Raw genomic sequence first — 17,814 nt, 5'->3', positions numbered from 1 at the left:
AAACGAAAAAAGGGAACACCTGCTAGCCAGGATGTTCCCTTTCATACTTATTAAACAAAACCTACCCTGAATAAACACTTTCACATGTTCCAGCTATCGGTTCATAAAAACAGTGATTTTTAAATTGACCGGTGAAAGGTTGGTCATACCATGTTGGAGGGCACGCAGCATAAGGATTAAAATACCAAAGAGCATATTTCGCTGGGTGCTCTCTCCAACTTTCCAAATTCTTTTTTGCTAATCTTCTTTCAGCCTCTCTCGATCTTTGATAAAATACATTTCCTTTTTGAACGGCTTCAAAAGAATAATTCCCTCCTTGAACCTGGTAGACGACTTGCGGGATTGTTCTAACATTTTTAAAGTCCAAACAATCTGCTATAGCACGATTCACAATGACATTCCCGACATATAACATCCCCTGGAGCCCTTCACCTTCGGCCTCTGCCCTCATCATCCTTGCCATTAAATCTACATCCGAACTTCGGTACTGTACTCTTGGCATGTTTTCACCTCAAAATATCATATGAAATGAAGCCTATATTAATGACATTGCTTATAAAATAAGAATCCATATTTTTTATCCATACCTTTTTGCCAACCAACATGGTTCATCAATACCTGCCCTCACTAGTTTAACAGCCGTATCCGATAGCAATTGATTGCTGTTTCCCCGAGTTGTTCCAGTAAATGGTGGTTGGCATATGCCCCGACGGCGGCCCCTAATCCCGGAACGAGCTGAAGCATTTTGACCACGTCAATATAATCGCGGTATTCCTGTTGAAAATCATGCCAATTGATTTCAGGGTGATTGCCTGTATTCCAATTCTGTATAACCCTTAATGTATCCATTTTCTTTTCCTCGCTTGAAAATGCCATCTGGAAAACATGAAGAATGAATAACCGCTCTTCATATTCGTCTGGATCAAAGCCGTACAACCGGGAAATCTCAAATAAAAGCTTCATCTTAATGCTCAAGAGAAGAGGGAAATCGCTCAATCCCACCAGTAGGCCCGCTGCCCCCGTCCCCACCCCTTCAATAATCGCCGTTCTCCGATAGGTCGAAATCGTTTCTTTTACCCACTCTTCTTTTTGTTGGAGGGATAATAGCATGACATTCTTTTCTTTGGACATATATTTAGACCCTGACAAAACGGCTTCTACCATACCTCGAATACTCTCGGAAATAACTTTATGAACCTTTGCCGGGATATAACTGTTCACTTTGATTTGAACTTTTTTAGAAGCCCGTTCAAACAGGCCTGATTTCTTGTCGACTTTCTTCTTCCATGAGGCGAGTTCAGATAGCGCCCTTTGTTCGTATGCTTCGATATTCCCCACCTCCATATTTCATGTATATACCCTCAAGTGATATTTTAGTTTTAAATCCCACAAAAAAAGAAGCTGATTTCTCTCAACAAAAAATCAGCTCCCGCGGTCAAAAGTTTTTAATTTTTTTCGTTGCATATCCTTTAAAACCTAGAATGAAAATGAACCCTAAGGCCAATACGGCTATAGTGGACATCCATTCCCCTTTTACTAAAAGGGTCAAGGAAAAGACTAATGCCTCAAACAACAGGAAGTACGATATGAACTTGATGACTGCCGCTTCCCTCATTTTTGCAGGCAATGGATATAAGGATACCCAGACTTTCCATTCATGCACTTTCCATACCGGTAAAAGCTGCAGAGCCGTCATGAATAGGAATAAGAAGGTGACAATTAAATGGGCCCAGATGTTTGTAAACACCACCAGAATGAAAGAGCCTATGACTGTCAGCCGGAAGCAGAGACCTACATAATCATTCGACCTCAACAATGTTCGGGCATACAGGTAGTTGTAAGTGGATTTCTCACCGTATGGGATGAAAGCCAATAATCCGTCCAACCATTTCCTCCGCGCCACCTTCCCCTTTAAATGAGGAACATCGGTGAACATATTCGCAATTCTGTAAAAGGCTGTCATCCTTTTGTTTTCAAGTTCAACCAAACGGTCCCATTTCAGGACAAGGCTCCTGGTTGCATTGCGGTAATATAGATATAACGCAAGCATTAAAATGATGGTCACAAGTACATACAGGATATGCGCTTTCGAACAAACAAAATAAAGCAACACGCCATTGAGTACAAAGCGGATGAGCGAGTCCCAAAGGCTCACGGATACATCCTGGTATTTCAGCACCAGCCAGCGCATGGCCAAATTCAAATACTTCATGACGAGTAAAGCAAGCAGAATGAACCCAAAATCCTTACCGCTTGCTCCTGTAACTTTTGCATACATCGGAATGAACACGATCAGCATGATCAAGAGCAAAAATCCTTGCATGAACCAACTTAGTATCAAGGAATTCTTAAAGTAGCTTTTCAACTTCGTTTCAAGCGGCAATAAAAATACGGTATCCGGTTCCTTTAAGAATGTGTTGATAGGACTTCGTGTCACAAGGATACCTAACACAACGGCCATGATCAACTCAGCCGGAAAATCACCATCCAATGTTTTCACCCAGTCACTGTAATAATAAGCAAGTCCGCCTAATACCAATACCATCACGAAAACGAGATGGCCGTTAAAGATGTAGCGAAGGTATTTTTGCATTTCTTGGATGTAGAGAATATACCTTTCCTTCCAAAGACCTTGGCTATTCATGGCCGTTCTCTTCCTTCGTCAGCTGGATATACAAATCGTCAAGCGTAGCTCCCGGCATCGAAAATTGTTCACGGAGCTGTTCTAAATTCCCTTTTGCCCTTATTTCCCCATTATGCAAGATGATGAAAGAATCGCAGTAGCGTTCCGCAGTCGCCAGGATATGGGTGGACATTAGTATTCCCGCCCCACTCTCCTTCATCTTCTTCATTAAATCGAGCAGGGATTGAATGCCAAGCGGATCGAGACCTACAAATGGCTCATCCACTATATACAAAGATGGTTGGACCAAAAAGGCACACATGATCATGACTTTCTGTTTCATGCCTTTTGAAAAATGGGCTGGAAACCATTTCAGTCTTTTTTCCATACGGAATTCCTTCAAGAGGGCATTCATTCTCTCCTTATAGACGGATTCTTCCATACCATGTGCCATGGCCGTCAGCTTCAAATGCTCTTCAAGCGTCAGCTCATCATATAAAATTGGTGTTTCTGGAACATATGTAAATTGTTTTCGGTATGTATCAGGATCTTGGGCAAGTGTTTTCCCATGAATGGACACACTTCCGCCTTTCGGTTCCATGAGTCCGATGATGTGTTTTATCGTCGTACTTTTCCCGGCACCATTGAGTCCGATCAATCCGACAAGCTCATTGGGTTGAATATCAAAACTTATTCCTTTTAATACGGGTGTCTTCGTGTATCCCCCGACTAGTTGCTTAATTTCCAATAAGGACATATAAACGATCCTTTCTATATATAAACGTTCTTTTTTTCATTTTACCAAATTCTCCTGTTTTTATATAGTCGAGTGTACTCATTTTAAAATTACCTTAAATAACCAATTATATTTTTTCGATATTATGGCTATCATAAGTAAGGAAGAAGGGGTTAGTCATTGCAAGTGATTCACATCATATTGTAAATGAGGTGTCAGTTAAAGACGTATAAAGCTGAATTACCCAAAAGTTTCATTACAATTGATTCACATTCAAATTGTAGATGAGGTGTCAGTCAAAGACGTATAACTGAATCATACCAGAAGCTTCATTAAAATTATTAAAATCGTTTCGAGCAAGGAGATGGTTCTCTTGCACGTAAAAGCAGAAACATTCAATCATAATCGAATATGCTTTGTAAGTTGATATAACTTTAAAGATATAGGAGATGGTTGCTTTGAATGGAAAAACTCTAACCAGATAACCAAAATTTTACTCTATTGTAGATGAGGTGTTTGTCGCAGAGAATTTAGATGCTAATGCGATTATATAATTGAAGCAACTTTCCCCCTTTTTCAAACAAGCAGGGTGCAACGTTTAGTTGCATCCTGTTTTTATGTTTTTTCTTTTCGTGGGGAATCAAGCTATGGTACGATTAACCAAAATAGCGAATGGAGTGTTTTATATGAGCGATTGCATTTTCTGCAAGATCATCAATGGGGATATTCCAAGTACGAAAGTATTTGAAAACGAACATGTATTGGCCTTTCTTGATATCAGCCAAGTGACCAAAGGCCATACACTGGTGATCCCTAAAGTACATAAGGAAAATATTTATGAATTAACGCCCGAGATAGCCAAAAATCTATTTGAAGTCGTACCGGAAATTTCCCGTGCGTTGAAACAGGAATTTCAGCCTGTCGGATTGAACATTTTAAACAACAACGGTGAAGCAGCCGGGCAATCCGTCTTCCATTTCCATATGCACTTGATTCCGCGTCATGGTGAACACGATGGGTTTGGTGCCGTTTGGAAAACACATACGAGCGAGTACACACCCGAAGATTTAAAAGAAATTGCTGAGTCCATTGCCCAGCATATTAAATAAGCTCTTCCTAAGCATATATTTATAGGGGGAAACCTAGATCAAAATAGGACCTTGCCAAAGCCCAAGGTCCTATTTTTCCCATGCTTCGAATCAGTCGCACCTAATGCACCCCCACCTTCAAAATTCTAAATTTTCCTCCAATTCAAATTCATTTTCTGGTAGGATATAAATAGTCTTAGATACTTTCACACATTACTGTATAGGGGGAATATATATTGAAACGTGCACGTAATTTTAACGCGGGGCCTGCTGCCCTTCCATTGGAAGTTTTGCAAAGAGCACAAAGTGAATGGTTGAATATTGAGGATTCAGGCATGTCTGTCATGGAATTAAGCCACAGAAGCGCAGAATTCGAAAAGATTCACAATCACGCCATTCAAACATTGAAAGAATTGATGGAGATTCCAGATAATTATGAAGTTCTTCTTTTACAAGGAGGAGCCAGCCTACAATTTTCCATGATTCCGATGAACATATTGAAAGATGGTAAATGCGCGGATTACGTCCTGACTGGTTCTTGGTCGGAAAAAGCTTTAAAGGAAGCGAAAAAGGTTGGGGAAACTGCCGTTGTTGCCTCTTCCAAAGATGATACATATACTTACATTCCAAAAATTACAGATATTGAATCGAATGAAGATGCTGCCTATCTGCACATTACGAGTAACAATACCATTTACGGCACACAGTGGAAGGAGTTTCCTGAGACAGGAAGCGTCCCACTGGTAGCTGATATGTCGAGTGATATCCTTAGTAGAAAAATTGATGTCAGTAAATTCGGCATCATTTATGCAGGCGCCCAGAAAAACTTGGGACCTTCGGGTATCACCGTCGTGATTATCCGTAAAGATTTAATTACCGAGAATGACAAGATTCCTTCCATGCTTAATTATTCTATTCACTCAAAAAACAACTCTTTATATAATACACCGCCAACACTGGCGATTTACTTGTTATCCCTTGTATTGGACTGGGCAAAAGAACAGGGTGGCGTAGAGAAAATTGCCGAGATCAATGCAGAAAAAGCTAAAGCCATATATGATATCATTGATAATAGCAACGGTTTTTATAAAGGCCATGCCCTTCTTGACAGCCGTTCACATATGAATGTAACGTTCACACTTCCTAGCGAAGAAGCCGAAAAGCAATTCCTGAAAGAAGTGAAAGAAGCTGGATTCGTAGGACTTAACGGACATCGTTCTATTGGAGGTTGCAGAGCATCCATTTATAATGCCGTTCCCCTTTCTCATTGCAAGGATCTAGCGGCGTTCATGAAAAAATTCCAAGCTGCATACACGGCAAAAGAAACCCAAGCCCATTAATGTTCTGGTCGTTTGTTTTCACTTCTAAAAGTATAGGTCCTATGATATAATATTTTAAACTTCTTGCAACAAGCAATAGTGCATTGTTGAAGAATTTGTTAGATGAGATGAGAATAGGAGAGATGAGAAAATGAAAACGAAAACCCTTGTGTCACTGTCCCTATTAATTGGGATTGGAGCTGCCCTACATTTTATTATTCCTGGTTTCTTTTTAGGAATGAAGCCCGACATGATGTTGCTGATGATGTTTTTGGCCATTGTTCTGTTTCCCGAGAAAAAGAATGTATTCATCGTTGCCTTGGCCGCAGGAGCCATTTCTGCCATGACTACGACATTCCCTGGAGGACAAATTCCCAATGTCATCGACAAGTTTGTCACAGCCTTTTTGTTTTATCTTTTATTCATCGGTTTTAAGAAGTTTTCAACTTCCGTTATCAGCGTTAGTATCCTGACTGCCCTAGGAACCATTATCTCTGGTGCCGTCTTCCTTGGTTCGGCTTATTATATCGTTTCCCTACCAGGACCTTTCGTTGTATTATTCGGAGCTGTTGTGCTTCCTGCCGTACTGCTTAACACAGTCGCGATGGTCTTTATTTATCCAATTGTGAAAGGCATTGTACAAAAGACAAAGATACCCGTTCATGCTTAAACAGCTTGATTAACATACTTTAAAAAGCACCGGAATGAATCGGTGCTTTTTTTTTCCATCTATTTATAGATTCATTCTTCCGTAATGACCTTACCGCTCATCCTAGGCCTATGCTTAATGGACCATTGCCCATATGATCCATAACAAAAGCAGAAAGAACCCTGGAACTCCCATGAAGAAAGCATTAGACTGCAGTACCCTCTTAGAAGGATAACTCCTTGGATTTTTTGCCTTCACTAAAAAATACCCCATCCCGCACAAGCATATTAAGCCTACCCAAAATATCATGATCATTATAAACCCACCAAACCTATCAACAGAACTGACAGCTTATTTATAATATCCATATGCCGTTCTTCCCTTTATATGAAAAAATTCCGAAAAAGGCTTCACGTTATGTGAATAAAGAAGTTTAAAAAAATATTTTTGTGATATAAAGATAAAATGGTAGATTCTCTTCCATAAGGAAGAAAATTATGGTATTTTGTTATCAATAGCATTTATATCTCTATATAACATAATTTCCAATTGATGTTTTTCCTAGCAGGGATTTAGACCATACTAAGCGAAATGAATATTATAAAATGAGGTGATTCTAAATGAAGGCAAAATCATTACTAATCGGCTTTTTAACCGGAACAGTTGTAGCAGGGGCAGCAACATTACTTTCTGCACCAACTTCGGGGAAAGATCTCCGTGGTCGAATTAAAACCAATTCCGATGAAATTAAAACAACCATTGAAGAATTAAAGGTGAAATTGTTAAACATCAAAGAGGATACTATGGAAGCGACTCAAATCAGCAAAGAGACAGTAAAAACTTTCATATCCGATGTACAAGTCGTCATCGAAAATTGGAAACAGGATATCGAACCGAATAAAACGGAGTTATTGAAGAATGTTCAAGAAATCGAAGACTCTTTAAAAGAACTGGAAACAGCCATCCCGTCTTCAAAGAACTGAGGACAATGGTAATTCAGCATTGTCGATTCTCCATTTTTTCCAGAAAATTACACGATATTTTAGGGAAAAATGGGGAATTCCTTAGCGATTATTAAATTTTCTAAAAATTTTGCTAATATTCTCTTTATTAATTTTTATTTTATTGTCATAATAATATATACAGAATCTGATAAGTAGGTGAGCCCATAAGATGCAGAATAAAAATTATTCTATGAAAGAAGCAATGATATTCAGTCAGCGAATTGCTCAATTAAGTAAAGCATTATGGAAATCAATTGAAAAAGATTGGCAACAATGGATTAAACCTCATGATTTAAACATTAATGAGCACCATATTCTATGGATTGCGTATCATCTTAACGGCTCTTCCATTTCTGATGTTGCCAAATTCGGGGTCATGCATGTTTCTACTGCCTTTAACTTTTCAAAGAAATTAGAAGAACGTGGATTATTAACATTTTCGAAAAAAGAGAATGATAAAAGGAATACGTATATCGAGATCACCCAAGAAGGAGAAAAAGTCATCCTTGATTTAATGGAGACATATGAACCGAGTAACAACTCCGCTTTTTCCGGAGCCATGCCCCTTCGTGAGCTTTACGGTAAGTTTCCCGAAATGATTGAGATGATGGCTGTTATCCGTAATATCTACGGGGAAGATTTCATGGAAATATTCGAAAAATCCTTCTCTAACATCGACCGGGACTTCACTGATGTGGACGGCAAGATTACCAAAAAAAAGATAGAGAAAGAAACTGAGGCCGTTTAATCTCACATTTTAGACATTTCCTTCATGAAAGCTACATACATACCTTGTGAGAGGCAAGCCTCTATACATTCTTTTATGGTTGTTTTGGGATTTAAACTTTTTTCCAATTGACTAAAAAGCGGTCGAAAATTCATGTACCCTTCCGCTTTTTCTATTTCAAACCGTTTGCTCAACATATCACATGTTTTTATCAGTTCTTCCGCTTCCTTCTCCGTGAAGTTTTTTTCCACAAAAAGATAATCCAATTTCGACTCCGGATGATGAATCAGCTTTAGTAATAGTCGCTGATGAAAACGGAGTATTTCAATTTCCTCATTTATACTACTCATACCTATATAGTCCCCATTCAATAATCATTATTTAGCATACGCTCAAAACCCATTATTATTTGACCACTTAACTTCCGTACATCCAGGGCAGGACCACAATTCATGCGCTTTAAACTTTCCTGATTTTGTCTAGAAACAAAATCCATAAAACCTATTGCTTTTTCCATTCATTCATCGTAATGTATGTAAGTAAATTTAAAGGTCTATGGAGGCTGATTTCAACATGAATTCATGGAAAACAATTGACCTATCAAAACAGTATGGGAGCTGCAGAATATTTCATTTTACAGTTTTCACTATATTGATGTCATTTGTTTTTATTTATACAATATTTAGCGTATTTTCATCTCATGTCATTTTGTACGACGATCAAACGATGGGATTTTTTACCCTCTTGCTTTTATTATATCCTGTTCACAAATTATTACACTACTTACCTATGAGATTAGTATGTAAAAATGTAAAAACTTGTTGGGGCCTTAAATGGCGGCTTTTACTGACATGTAAAATATATATGCACCATCCGATCCGAAAAAACCTATACCTGATCACCCTGGTCCTTCCCTTTGTGCTTATGTCCTTTCTTTTAGTCAGTTGTGCCTTTGTTTTTCCGCATTACATCCATTATTTCGCCATTTTATTATCTTTGCATACAGGTTTATGTGTGTCGGATTTCATATACGCTAAGAACTTGATAGGATCACCCGGACGATCCTTCATTGAAGAACATGGAGAAGGATACGATATTCTCGTCCAAAAATGAAGAATTGTCTCCGTATGACGGCTACCAAGATTTTAAGGTATCTTTTTTCTTTAATATTTGGTATCGTATTTATACATGATGTTATGCAAGGAGGGATTTTTTGATCTCGTTCTGGTTTATTATTTTTGCTATTGTGATTCTTTATAATATTAATAGAATGACAAACTCTTTATGTATTCAAAAGGAAATTTCTGAAGAAAAGCAGCCTAAAGTATTTAGGACCATTAATGTGTTGATCACTATTCTGTTATTATCCTCCTATATTGAAATCTTGTATACGTAACGGAAAACCCTTGCGTATACAATGGTAATAATCATTACATACCTACATTAATGTGGTATTTTGGCGCTTCTACCCACATAAAGAAAAAGGCGAAGCACCCGGCTTCGTCTTTTTGTCTTTTTTTTATAACCAAGATGCTCCTATGATAACTAATAGGATGAAAAGAACGACTATTAGGGCAAAACCCCCACCAACTCCTCCAGACATTGATCTTCCTCCTTCCCATCTAAATTAAATAAGTTCATGCACACTCTTATATCCCGTTTAAGGAAATATTCTTCACAGGTTGATAAACCATCTGTAAATTTCCATGAGCGGCTACTCTATCCTATTCATCTCCATTCCAAAAGGAGTGGGCGCTTTCCATATTAATGTTGCATTCGGCTAACAATATGCAACCCCAGCAATCATTAATAAGACGAATAAAACAACCAATAAAGCAAACCCACTGCCATATCGATTACCCATCATGCTACCTCCATTGTTGTCTTCGGTTTATCATATGTATGAGTTTAAAATCCGGGTGGGCATATACCCAGTTTTTTTAAAATTCTTAATGGTACATCAATATATTATTTTTTGTAAAACAACCAATATATGTTATAGTTGAAATTGTGGATATTCGAAGAAGAATAACAAAAAGAAACTTAAAATTAGGAGTTGTTACTAAATGAAGAAGTTGGCATTATCGGTTGCTGTGGCTGCTGGACTAATCGGACTTACAGCATGCAATAGCGACAAGGAAGCGGTAGTAGAGTCGAAAGCCGGAGATATTTCAAAAGAAGAGTTTTATAATGTGATGAAAGACAGATACGGTGATCAAGTTCTACAGGAAATGATCTACGAAAAAGTCCTTTCCGATAAATATACGGTAACGGATAAAGAAGTCAAAGCTAAAGTAAAAGAGCTTAAAGACCAAATGGGTGAAAACTTCGACACAGCTCTAAGTTCATCTGGTTATAATAGTGAAGCTGATCTTAAGAAAGCACTGAAAATCGGCATGCTTCAAGAAAAAGCTGCCATCGCTGACATCAATGTGAAGGAAGCTGAAGTGAAAGAAGCTTACAAGAACTACAAACCAGATCTTAAAGCTAGACACATTCTTGTGAAAGACAAGAAAACAGCTGACGAAGTCAAAGCTAAGTTGGACAAGGGTGGAGACTTCGCTGCACTTGCTAAAGAATATTCCACAGACACAGGAACAGCTGCGAAGGGTGGAGATCTAGGTTGGTTCAGTACAGGTGAAATGGTTCCGGAATTCGAAGAAGCTGCAGCTAAGATGAAAAAAGACGAAATCTCAAAACCAGTCAAATCTGAATTTGGCTACCATGTTATCCAGTTACTCGATAAAAAAGAAAAAGAACCATATGAAGATATGAAAAAGGAACTTGAGAATAAACTAAAAGTTGCTAAGATTGACCAAAATAAAGTTCAAGGCATTTTAGATTCTGAAGTGAAAAAAGCAGACGTGAAGGTTAAAGACAACGATCTAAAAGATTCCCTTAAATCCGAAACTGCTACAGAAAAATAATAATAATAGGCACCACAAAAAGCGAAAGGGATTCGTCTCCCTTTCGCTTTTTACTATCCTTTCTATGCTTCTTTACGTTTCTCTCTTTCCTCTCTCATCCGGTCTATATATTTCTGCCCTTCCTTTTCAATCCAGGCTTCATCTATCATGCGTTCCTTCCTCGCTGTCCAAATTGCCATGACGGCACTGACAATGATCCCAATAAACACGAACCATATCCATATTGGCATGTCCATTCTCCTTTCAATATCCCCTATCGTTTTATAAGAGCATATGCAGGAGCAAAAAAAATATGCCTCTTTCCCAGTTGAGAAAGAAGCATACCCTTTATTTAAACGTAGGTTTGTAGAATGTACGATTATCCAGAGCAAAGACTCTTTCCGTAAATTCGCCCGGTTTCACTTTTTCAAGTGCCCGATCCATCATATTGATTTTTGCATCCATATTATCGATATAATGAAGGACCTCCGCTTCTCTTACCATAGGCGGTTTAGGGCTTCCCCATTCCGCTTTTCCATGATGGCTCAAAACCAAGTGTTTCAAGATCATAATCTCTTCTGTTTCAATGCCCAGTTCTTCCGCAGCTTTACCGACTTCATTCACCATGATTGTGATATGACCAAGAAGGTTCCCTTCAACCGTATAGACAGTCGATACAGGACCCGATAATTCATGGACTTTACCAAGATCGTGTAAAATGACCCCAGCATATAAAAGGTCCTTATCAAGAGATGGGTATAGGCCCGAAATGGCCTTTGCAAGCCCCAGCATTGAGACAACGTGGTATGCTAGGCCCGACATGTACTCATGATGGTTTTTAGTGGCTGCAGGGAACGTTAGCAGTTCTTCCTGGTACTTCTTAACCAGATGCCTTGTCACTCTCTGGATATTTGGATTTCTCATTTCGAAGATGAATTGGGTAATCGTTTCCATCATTTCTTCCTGACTTAGAGGCGCGGTTTGAATCAGATCACCTTTTGATACACCATCTGCTTCCGTAGTGAGTCTAAGGTGTCGGATTTTCAATTGACTCCGACCACGATAATTCTGGACCTCTCCCTGCACTTTCACCGTAGCCTCGGCGCTATATGTTTTTTCGTCAGCCTCTGAAACATCCCAAAGCTTAGCCTCGATTTCACCGGTTTTATCAGACAAAATAAGCGTCAAAAATGGCTTGCCATTACTCGCAACCGCCTTTGTACTCGTTTTGATGTACATATATATATCTACTACTTCACCAATACCATAGTGAATGATCCCATTTTTCATGCGACTGCCCCCGTTCAATTAAATATCAACATTATAACATACCAATTTGGTTAGTGCGTTTAGTTTCTATTAAAGTACAGATAAGAAAACCAGGCTGGTGTGTACCAGCCTGGTTCTTTGACGAATCATTCAACAGTTATTATTTGGACAGTAAGGGCACTTTACCTGACCCTCAATCTGATAATATAAACAGCATGTCACTCGTTTATATGGATTCATGGATTCCGGGATTGTTTTTTCCCCAATGAACCGTTTAAATGGAGACCGCTTTTCAATATTCAGCCACATTTCATCGTCCAGCAGATTTTCGATATCGGCTTCCACTCTTTCTTTGATGCTACATTGCTTCAGCAACTCTGCATACATCCAGACGGTATATCCCCAAATATTCTCCCAAAGTATGAGTTTCGATACTTTAGCAGATTTAGAAAGAGGAACAATGACATCCGAACCAAATCTTTTTAATACAGCCTGCAAAGCTTGAGTGCTTTCCTCATCCGGAACATCGCTCCAACCGTTTTCTTTTAGCCAAAACTTTGGGAACCATTGGTCTTCCTCGGGATCATCCAAGACCTCGATATCAGAAAGCGAACCATTCCAGGTTAACCGATGTTTACTGATCATGTACAGTTGTGCCGTAATAAAAAATGCATAACGCCTGAACCACATGGAAGCCGCAACCCTTTGCGTTTCTGATCCAGACCGGGTTATTGCATAACCAATCAGTTCTTCGATATCACCCAAGGTCTTGAAACCCGATACTTCCTCTTTAAAAGAAATCCGATACGTTTGCAGCTCTTCTTCGATTGAAGGAGATAACTTATGCATGGGCCAATACCTCCGCCGTATTTTTTGCATAACGGCCCTTTCCAAACGGGATACATAACGGGCTTCCATAAATCGGATCACATGCAATTTGACACTTCATCCCGAACACTTGATGGACCATTTCAGGCGTGACGATATCCTCGGGCCGTCCTTGGGCAAATATCTTCCCATCTTTAAGGGAAACCAAATTATCGGCATAACGGCAGGCTAAATTCAAATCATGCAGCACCATGACGATCGTCCTGTTTTCAGATTCATTCAAATCAAATAGTAAATCCAGAATATCAATCTGGTGTGCCATATCAAGATAAGTCGTCGGTTCATCCAATAAAATGATATCGGTATCCTGAGCCAAAGTCATCGCAATCCACGCCCTCTGCTTCTGGCCACCCGATAATTCATCAACAGCCCGGTCCTTCAAATCTGTAAGATTGGTAGATTCGATCGCCCGTTGAACTTTTTCCTCATCTAGAGAGCTCCACTGCTTCAACCAGCTCTGATAGGGATATCTTCCTTGCTTGACAAGTTGATAAACGGTTAGTCCTTCAGGAGCTTGCGGTGCTTGCGGCAGTATAGCCATCTTTCTTGCTATGTCCTTCGATGACATCGAAGATATCGCTTTTCCTTCAAGCAATACAGAACCGGAATGGGGCTTCAATAGACGGGCTACCGAACGAAGAAGCGTTGATTTGCCGCACCCATTAGCTCCAATGAAAACCGTAATCTCTCCACGGGGGATTTCTATATTCATTTCATTTATAATTAATTTTTCACCATAACCGAGCGATAAAGAATGAGTGTTAATAGCTGGACGCATCATACAGCTCCCCTTATTAGTCTAATAATCCTAGTTTAATGAAAATGATTCTCAATGTCAATTCAAAAAAAGACCCAAGCCTACGTTTTAGGCTTGGGTCTTTTCACCTTATTGAGTAATCTACTTAACCATCATCTCTTCAATGTCATCTAATACTTTGTTTGCTGCAAGAACGCCGCCTGCTGTATTCCAGATGGCATCGCTCACTTCATGGGCATTACCCTCTTTAACGACAGTTAATTTTTTCCAAAGCGGGTCATTCGTCCACTCTTCAGCCGTTTTCACAGCCTCTTTATCTCCTTCAGGTGCATATGTGAAATGGAAAAGGATATCAGCGTCCATTGCAGGTATGACTTCTTTACCGACTTCGATAGCTAGTTTATTATCTTCGGTAAAAAGCTTTTCTTGCTCTTCAACACGTTTGAAACCCAATTGGTTAAGGATGACACCCGAGAATGAATCTGTATAGTACAGGCGGGAAGTTCCAGCCAAGAACCGTACAACAGAAACTTCTTGATTCACTTTATCTCCTAATTTACCTTTTAACTCTTCAACCTGTGTATCGAATTCTCCAAGTACCTCTTCGCCTTTTTCTTCAAGGTTTAGGGCTTTTGAATATAATTTAAAGTTTTCTTTCCAATCTCCCGTTAAATTCTCTGCAAACACTGTTGGAGCAATGGCGTTTAGTTTATCATATTGAGCCTCTTGACGGATTTTGTTTCCGATGATCAAGTCAGGCGCCAATTCGGCAATTTTCTCCAAGTTCACTTCAGATTCTGTACCTACCACTTCCACTCCGTCCATATCCGATGCGATATGCTCGTACCATGGGTTGCCTAACCAAGATTGAACCGCCCCAACTGGCTTGACGCCTAAAGCAAGCAGCGCTTCCGTCCCTTCATTGGTAAGAATGACCACTTTTTTAGGTGTGGTTTTCAATTCAGCCGTCCCCATCGCATGTTCTACTGTATAGCTTGTATCTTCTGTTTTCTTATCGTCTTCTTCGTTTCCTGCAGTTTTTTTATCACTGCCGCATGCTGCGAGCAAAAAAATAGCGAATAGTGAAAAAATTCCTAAAAGTAATTTAGAGCGTTTCATCTAAAAATCCTCCAAAAAAAGTAGCAATACTTAGTGATTGATAATTATTCTCACTAGCAAATCTATCATAATTTGTTTCTATTTACCTGTCAATACTATTTGATAATGATTTTCAGAATCATTGACAAATTCATGTAATTAAAATTAAAATAGAATTGGATAAATTTACTTAAATACTATTTTCGAAAGGTTTCAATTATGTTGTTGAAAAACACAGGCCATAGATGGACCGGATTAATCGTGGCCATTCTATTACTGCTTCTTCTGTTGTGTTCTAGCCTGGTATATGGATATACAAGTACAACGTGGAAAATGACCTTTGAGTCATTCATCCATTTCGATCATTCGAATGAACATATCATTATCCAAAGTGTTCGATTGCCTCGTGCTCTCATTGCAGCCGCAGTGGGTTCAAGTCTTGCGGTCTCTGGGGTTTTAATGCAGACGCTGACAAAGAACCCACTTGCTTCACCCGACATACTCGGAGTGAATGCCGGAGCGAGCATGGCTATCGTCCTTACACTTACCGTCATTGGAATAAATAATCTTCAAGCCTTTACTTGGATTGCCTTTTTAGGGGCGGCAATTGCTGCTATTAGCGTGTATGTAATAGGGTCTGCTGGCGGGGGAGGATTAACTCCGATGAAGCTGACGTTGGCAGGCGCAGCCATGGCTGCACTGTTTGCTTCATTGACACAGGGCCTACTCGTTTCCAATGAAACAGCTTTGGAGCAAGTATTATTCTGGTTAGCGGGATCTGTTTCAGGAAGAAAACTGGAAAACTTGACCGCTGTTTTACCTTATTTAGTAGCTGGATGGATACTGGCCCAACTGTTATCAGGGAAAATGAATGTCTTCTCGATGGGGGAAGATGTAGCAAAAGGACTCGGTTTAAAAACAGTCCTTCTAAAAATAGGGATGGGCTTAGTGGTCATTCTGCTTGCAGGCGGTTCAGTCGCTATTGCCGGACCCATTGGTTTCATAGGCCTTGTCATCCCCCATCTAACGCGTTATCTAGTTGGAAATGACCATAGATGGGTGGTTCCTTTTTCCGCTCTCCTTGGTGCCATGTTACTCCTTACTTCAGATATAGCTTCCCGGTACATAATGATGCCAAGGGAAGTTCCAGTTGGAATCATGACGGCCATCATCGGGACCCCATTTTTCATTTACATCGCTAGAAAGGGGTTCAATGGTAAATGAAGAAATATAAAAGCATCCGCTTTTTTAACGATAGAGTGTCCTTTTTATTGAACTATCAATCTATGTTCGTATTTATATCTTTGTTAGCCGTTACCATGGCCGTTTTCATCATGAGTATCGGGTTAGGGGAACTGAAAATCAACCCATTACGTGTGTTGCAGGTGATTTTTGGCATTGGGAGTGATAGAGACAGACTCATCATTCAGTCTTTTCGTATGCCTAGAAGTATCATTGCCTTGCTGGTCGGCATGGGACTTGCTGTTGCTGGTGGAATATTGCAGGGAATCATCCGGAATCCACTTGCCTCTCCCGACATTATCGGGATTACTGGAGGAGCGGCTGTTGCTGTTGTATGTTTTTTAGCGATATTCAGTGATGCCACACATTCTTTGACCGTCAGCATTAAATGGATGCCTGTCGCTGCTTTCATCGGTGCAACCCTGACCGCTTACCTCGTTTATTTCTTATCCTGGAAAAAAGGTGTATCACCGATCAGACTCGTTCTGATCGGTATCGGGATTGCGACTCTAATGAAATCTCTTACGACCTTAATGATTACGTTGGGACCCATTTATCATGCGACCCAGGTGAATATTTGGATTACCGGGAGTGTTTCTGCGGCCACCTGGGAAAATGTATCGATTTTAGCTCCATGGATTTCCCTATTTATAATCATTGCCATGGTTTATGCAAGGAATATTAATCTACAGGAACTCGGGGATGACGTTGCAACAGGTCTTGGTGGGAATGTACAAAGACAACGTTTTACTTTGTTGACAATCAGTACAGCCCTCATTGGCGGCTCAGTTGCATTTTCCGGTGGGATATCCTTTATTGGGTTGATGGCCCCTCATATGGCAAGAAGGCTTGTCGGCTCCTCTTATGGAGCACTGCTTCCCATATCGGCACTCTTAGGCGGGATTTTAGTTATGCTGGCTGATTTGTTTGGTCGTACCTTCTTTTCACCGCTTGAAATTCCTGCAGGTGTGTTCACTGCAAGCATCGGTGCTCCCTACTTTATTTATTTGCTGGTAAAATCGCGAAAAAAATAAAAAAACTCTCCGATACCCGGAGAGTTTTTCATCCGACAAGCACGTCCTTTGTAGAATAACTTAGCGACTCGTCTCTAACTCTAATAAATAGCTCCCCATCAATAAATGGAATCAATCCCTCTGCAATGTTCCATGCATTGAGTTCGATTTGATAGAGCGTTTCCCGTTTATTCCGACCGCGTAATTCCATGCTCAACACCGAAAGTTCCGGATCTAACGCATGGCCCATCTCATGGGCAAATATGATCCAGGCATATTCCTCAAGCCTCTCAAGCGAACCGAGTAAACGCTTTAATTGGATTTCTATATCTTTTTTATATAACGTGATGGTATGATTCGTAATCGAATACTTTCCTCCGACGCACCTTCTATCAGGGAACTCATCCTCGATGAATAACTGTAACGAAGGATCATATTGATTCAAGAAATCATGCATTTTCAAATTATTTCACTCTCTTTTTTTTTAGTTTTTTT

Annotated in this window: 24 protein-coding genes; 10 read left to right on the top strand and 14 right to left on the bottom strand. The window is 39.7% G+C overall.

The genetic code is table 11. The features are described from left to right. Positions 1 to 61: 61 nt before the first annotated feature. From ACIQXN_RS07630 to ACIQXN_RS07615, 4 genes are all read right to left on the bottom strand, one after another. Complete coding sequence (locus ACIQXN_RS07630; RefSeq protein WP_402964131.1) at positions 62 to 502, bottom strand: cell wall hydrolase; 441 nt, start codon at positions 500 to 502, stop codon at positions 62 to 64. A 125-nt stretch (positions 503 to 627) separates the two neighbouring features. Continuing rightward, positions 628 to 1,344, bottom strand: a complete 717-nt coding sequence (locus ACIQXN_RS07625) for an EcsC family protein (RefSeq protein WP_402964128.1) — start codon at positions 1,342 to 1,344, stop codon at positions 628 to 630. Between the two features lie 91 nt (positions 1,345 to 1,435). Continuing rightward, on the bottom strand, positions 1,436 to 2,644 hold the full coding sequence (locus ACIQXN_RS07620) for an ABC transporter permease (protein WP_402964125.1): 1,209 nt from the start codon (positions 2,642 to 2,644) through the stop codon (positions 1,436 to 1,438). After that, entirely contained in the window at positions 2,637 to 3,380 is a 744-nt protein-coding gene (locus ACIQXN_RS07615; protein ID WP_402964122.1) for an ABC transporter ATP-binding protein, read from the bottom strand. Before ACIQXN_RS07615 ends, ACIQXN_RS07620 begins: the two co-directional genes overlap by 8 nt. A gap of 665 nt (positions 3,381 to 4,045) precedes the next feature. Here ACIQXN_RS07615 and ACIQXN_RS07610 point away from each other — a divergent pair. The 3 genes from ACIQXN_RS07610 to ACIQXN_RS07600 all read left to right on the top strand — a co-directional run bounded on the left by ACIQXN_RS07610 (position 4,046) and on the right by ACIQXN_RS07600 (position 6,436). Continuing rightward, positions 4,046 to 4,468 (top strand): HIT family protein, encoded by a 423-nt coding sequence (locus ACIQXN_RS07610; protein WP_402964118.1) that lies wholly within the window; start codon positions 4,046 to 4,048, stop codon positions 4,466 to 4,468. A gap of 215 nt (positions 4,469 to 4,683) precedes the next feature. Then, positions 4,684 to 5,787 (top strand): 3-phosphoserine/phosphohydroxythreonine transaminase, encoded by a 1,104-nt coding sequence (serC, locus tag ACIQXN_RS07605; RefSeq protein WP_402964115.1) that lies wholly within the window; start codon positions 4,684 to 4,686, stop codon positions 5,785 to 5,787. 130 nt (positions 5,788 to 5,917) lie between these two features. Beyond that, positions 5,918 to 6,436, top strand: a complete 519-nt coding sequence (locus ACIQXN_RS07600; protein WP_402964112.1) for a tryptophan transporter — start codon at positions 5,918 to 5,920, stop codon at positions 6,434 to 6,436. Between the two features lie 114 nt (positions 6,437 to 6,550). Here ACIQXN_RS07600 and yhzF read toward each other — a convergent pair whose 3' ends face one another. Further along, positions 6,551 to 6,724, bottom strand: a complete 174-nt coding sequence (gene yhzF / locus ACIQXN_RS21535) for a membrane protein YhzF (RefSeq protein WP_483878336.1) — start codon at positions 6,722 to 6,724, stop codon at positions 6,551 to 6,553. A 311-nt stretch (positions 6,725 to 7,035) separates the two neighbouring features. On the opposite strand from yhzF, the gene ACIQXN_RS07595 reads away from it, so the two are divergent. Together ACIQXN_RS07595 and ACIQXN_RS07590 are read left to right on the top strand one after the other, a co-directional pair. Further along, positions 7,036 to 7,398, top strand: coding sequence for a YtxH domain-containing protein (locus ACIQXN_RS07595; RefSeq protein ID WP_402964109.1), 363 nt, complete (start codon positions 7,036 to 7,038; stop codon positions 7,396 to 7,398). Between the two features lie 190 nt (positions 7,399 to 7,588). Then, positions 7,589 to 8,167, top strand: a complete 579-nt coding sequence (locus tag ACIQXN_RS07590; protein WP_402964106.1) for an HTH-type transcriptional regulator Hpr — start codon at positions 7,589 to 7,591, stop codon at positions 8,165 to 8,167. 2 nt (positions 8,168 to 8,169) lie between these two features. On the opposite strand, the gene ACIQXN_RS07585 is transcribed toward ACIQXN_RS07590, so the two are convergent. Beyond that, the gene (locus ACIQXN_RS07585; protein WP_402964103.1) at positions 8,170 to 8,496 is read right to left on the bottom strand and encodes a DUF1878 family protein; all 327 of its coding nucleotides are present in this window, start codon (positions 8,494 to 8,496) and stop codon (positions 8,170 to 8,172) included. A 205-nt stretch (positions 8,497 to 8,701) separates the two neighbouring features. Between ACIQXN_RS07585 and ACIQXN_RS07580 the strand changes: the two genes are divergently transcribed. Together ACIQXN_RS07580 and ACIQXN_RS07575 are read left to right on the top strand one after the other, a co-directional pair. Further along, positions 8,702 to 9,259: a DUF3267 domain-containing protein gene (locus ACIQXN_RS07580; protein ID WP_402964100.1), complete on the top strand. Its 558-nt coding sequence runs from the start codon at positions 8,702 to 8,704 to the stop codon at positions 9,257 to 9,259. 100 nt (positions 9,260 to 9,359) lie between these two features. Further along, positions 9,360 to 9,542, top strand: a complete 183-nt coding sequence (locus ACIQXN_RS07575) for a hypothetical protein (RefSeq protein WP_402964097.1) — start codon at positions 9,360 to 9,362, stop codon at positions 9,540 to 9,542. 123 nt (positions 9,543 to 9,665) lie between these two features. Here the strand turns inward: ACIQXN_RS07575 and ACIQXN_RS07570 are convergent, their stop codons facing one another. Together ACIQXN_RS07570 and ACIQXN_RS07565 are read right to left on the bottom strand one after the other, a co-directional pair. Further along, positions 9,666 to 9,749, bottom strand: coding sequence for a YjcZ family sporulation protein (locus ACIQXN_RS07570; RefSeq protein ID WP_402868526.1), 84 nt, complete (start codon positions 9,747 to 9,749; stop codon positions 9,666 to 9,668). 177 nt (positions 9,750 to 9,926) lie between these two features. Continuing rightward, complete coding sequence (locus ACIQXN_RS07565) at positions 9,927 to 10,010, bottom strand: YjcZ family sporulation protein (protein WP_402964678.1); 84 nt, start codon at positions 10,008 to 10,010, stop codon at positions 9,927 to 9,929. A 202-nt stretch (positions 10,011 to 10,212) separates the two neighbouring features. Between ACIQXN_RS07565 and ACIQXN_RS07560 the strand changes: the two genes are divergently transcribed. Continuing rightward, positions 10,213 to 11,073 (top strand): peptidylprolyl isomerase, encoded by an 861-nt coding sequence (locus ACIQXN_RS07560; RefSeq protein ID WP_402964094.1) that lies wholly within the window; start codon positions 10,213 to 10,215, stop codon positions 11,071 to 11,073. A gap of 62 nt (positions 11,074 to 11,135) precedes the next feature. Here the strand turns inward: ACIQXN_RS07560 and ACIQXN_RS07555 are convergent, their stop codons facing one another. From ACIQXN_RS07555 to ACIQXN_RS07535, 5 genes are all read right to left on the bottom strand, one after another. Further along, the gene (locus ACIQXN_RS07555; RefSeq protein ID WP_402964091.1) at positions 11,136 to 11,303 is read right to left on the bottom strand and encodes a sporulation YhaL family protein; all 168 of its coding nucleotides are present in this window, start codon (positions 11,301 to 11,303) and stop codon (positions 11,136 to 11,138) included. A gap of 97 nt (positions 11,304 to 11,400) precedes the next feature. Continuing rightward, positions 11,401 to 12,342: a 3'-5' exoribonuclease YhaM gene (gene yhaM / locus ACIQXN_RS07550; protein WP_402964088.1), complete on the bottom strand. Its 942-nt coding sequence runs from the start codon at positions 12,340 to 12,342 to the stop codon at positions 11,401 to 11,403. A gap of 129 nt (positions 12,343 to 12,471) precedes the next feature. Continuing rightward, entirely contained in the window at positions 12,472 to 13,170 is a 699-nt protein-coding gene (locus ACIQXN_RS07545; RefSeq protein WP_402964085.1) for a (2Fe-2S)-binding protein, read from the bottom strand. Next, on the bottom strand, positions 13,163 to 13,990 hold the full coding sequence (locus ACIQXN_RS07540) for an ABC transporter ATP-binding protein (protein ID WP_402964082.1): 828 nt from the start codon (positions 13,988 to 13,990) through the stop codon (positions 13,163 to 13,165). The genes ACIQXN_RS07545 and ACIQXN_RS07540 overlap by 8 nt, the downstream gene beginning before the upstream one ends. A 117-nt stretch (positions 13,991 to 14,107) precedes the next feature. Further along, positions 14,108 to 15,085, bottom strand: coding sequence for an ABC transporter substrate-binding protein (locus tag ACIQXN_RS07535; protein WP_402964079.1), 978 nt, complete (start codon positions 15,083 to 15,085; stop codon positions 14,108 to 14,110). 198 nt (positions 15,086 to 15,283) lie between these two features. On the opposite strand from ACIQXN_RS07535, the gene ACIQXN_RS07530 reads away from it, so the two are divergent. Then, a complete protein-coding gene (locus tag ACIQXN_RS07530) occupies positions 15,284 to 16,288 on the top strand; it encodes a FecCD family ABC transporter permease (RefSeq protein WP_402964076.1) in 1,005 nt (334 codons plus the stop codon). Next, the gene (locus tag ACIQXN_RS07525; protein ID WP_402964073.1) at positions 16,285 to 17,340 is read left to right on the top strand and encodes a FecCD family ABC transporter permease; all 1,056 of its coding nucleotides are present in this window, start codon (positions 16,285 to 16,287) and stop codon (positions 17,338 to 17,340) included. Before ACIQXN_RS07530 ends, ACIQXN_RS07525 begins: the two co-directional genes overlap by 4 nt. A 28-nt stretch (positions 17,341 to 17,368) precedes the next feature. Here the strand turns inward: ACIQXN_RS07525 and ACIQXN_RS07520 are convergent, their stop codons facing one another. After that, complete coding sequence (locus ACIQXN_RS07520) at positions 17,369 to 17,776, bottom strand: hypothetical protein (RefSeq protein WP_402964675.1); 408 nt, start codon at positions 17,774 to 17,776, stop codon at positions 17,369 to 17,371. Between the last annotated feature and the right edge of the window lie 38 nt (positions 17,777 to 17,814).

The sequence above is a fragment of the Peribacillus sp. NPDC097295 genome, assembly GCF_044761665.1.
Classification (GTDB): domain Bacteria; phylum Bacillota; class Bacilli; order Bacillales; family DSM-1321; genus Peribacillus.
This window is presented reverse-complemented; position numbering and strand designations above follow the sequence as displayed.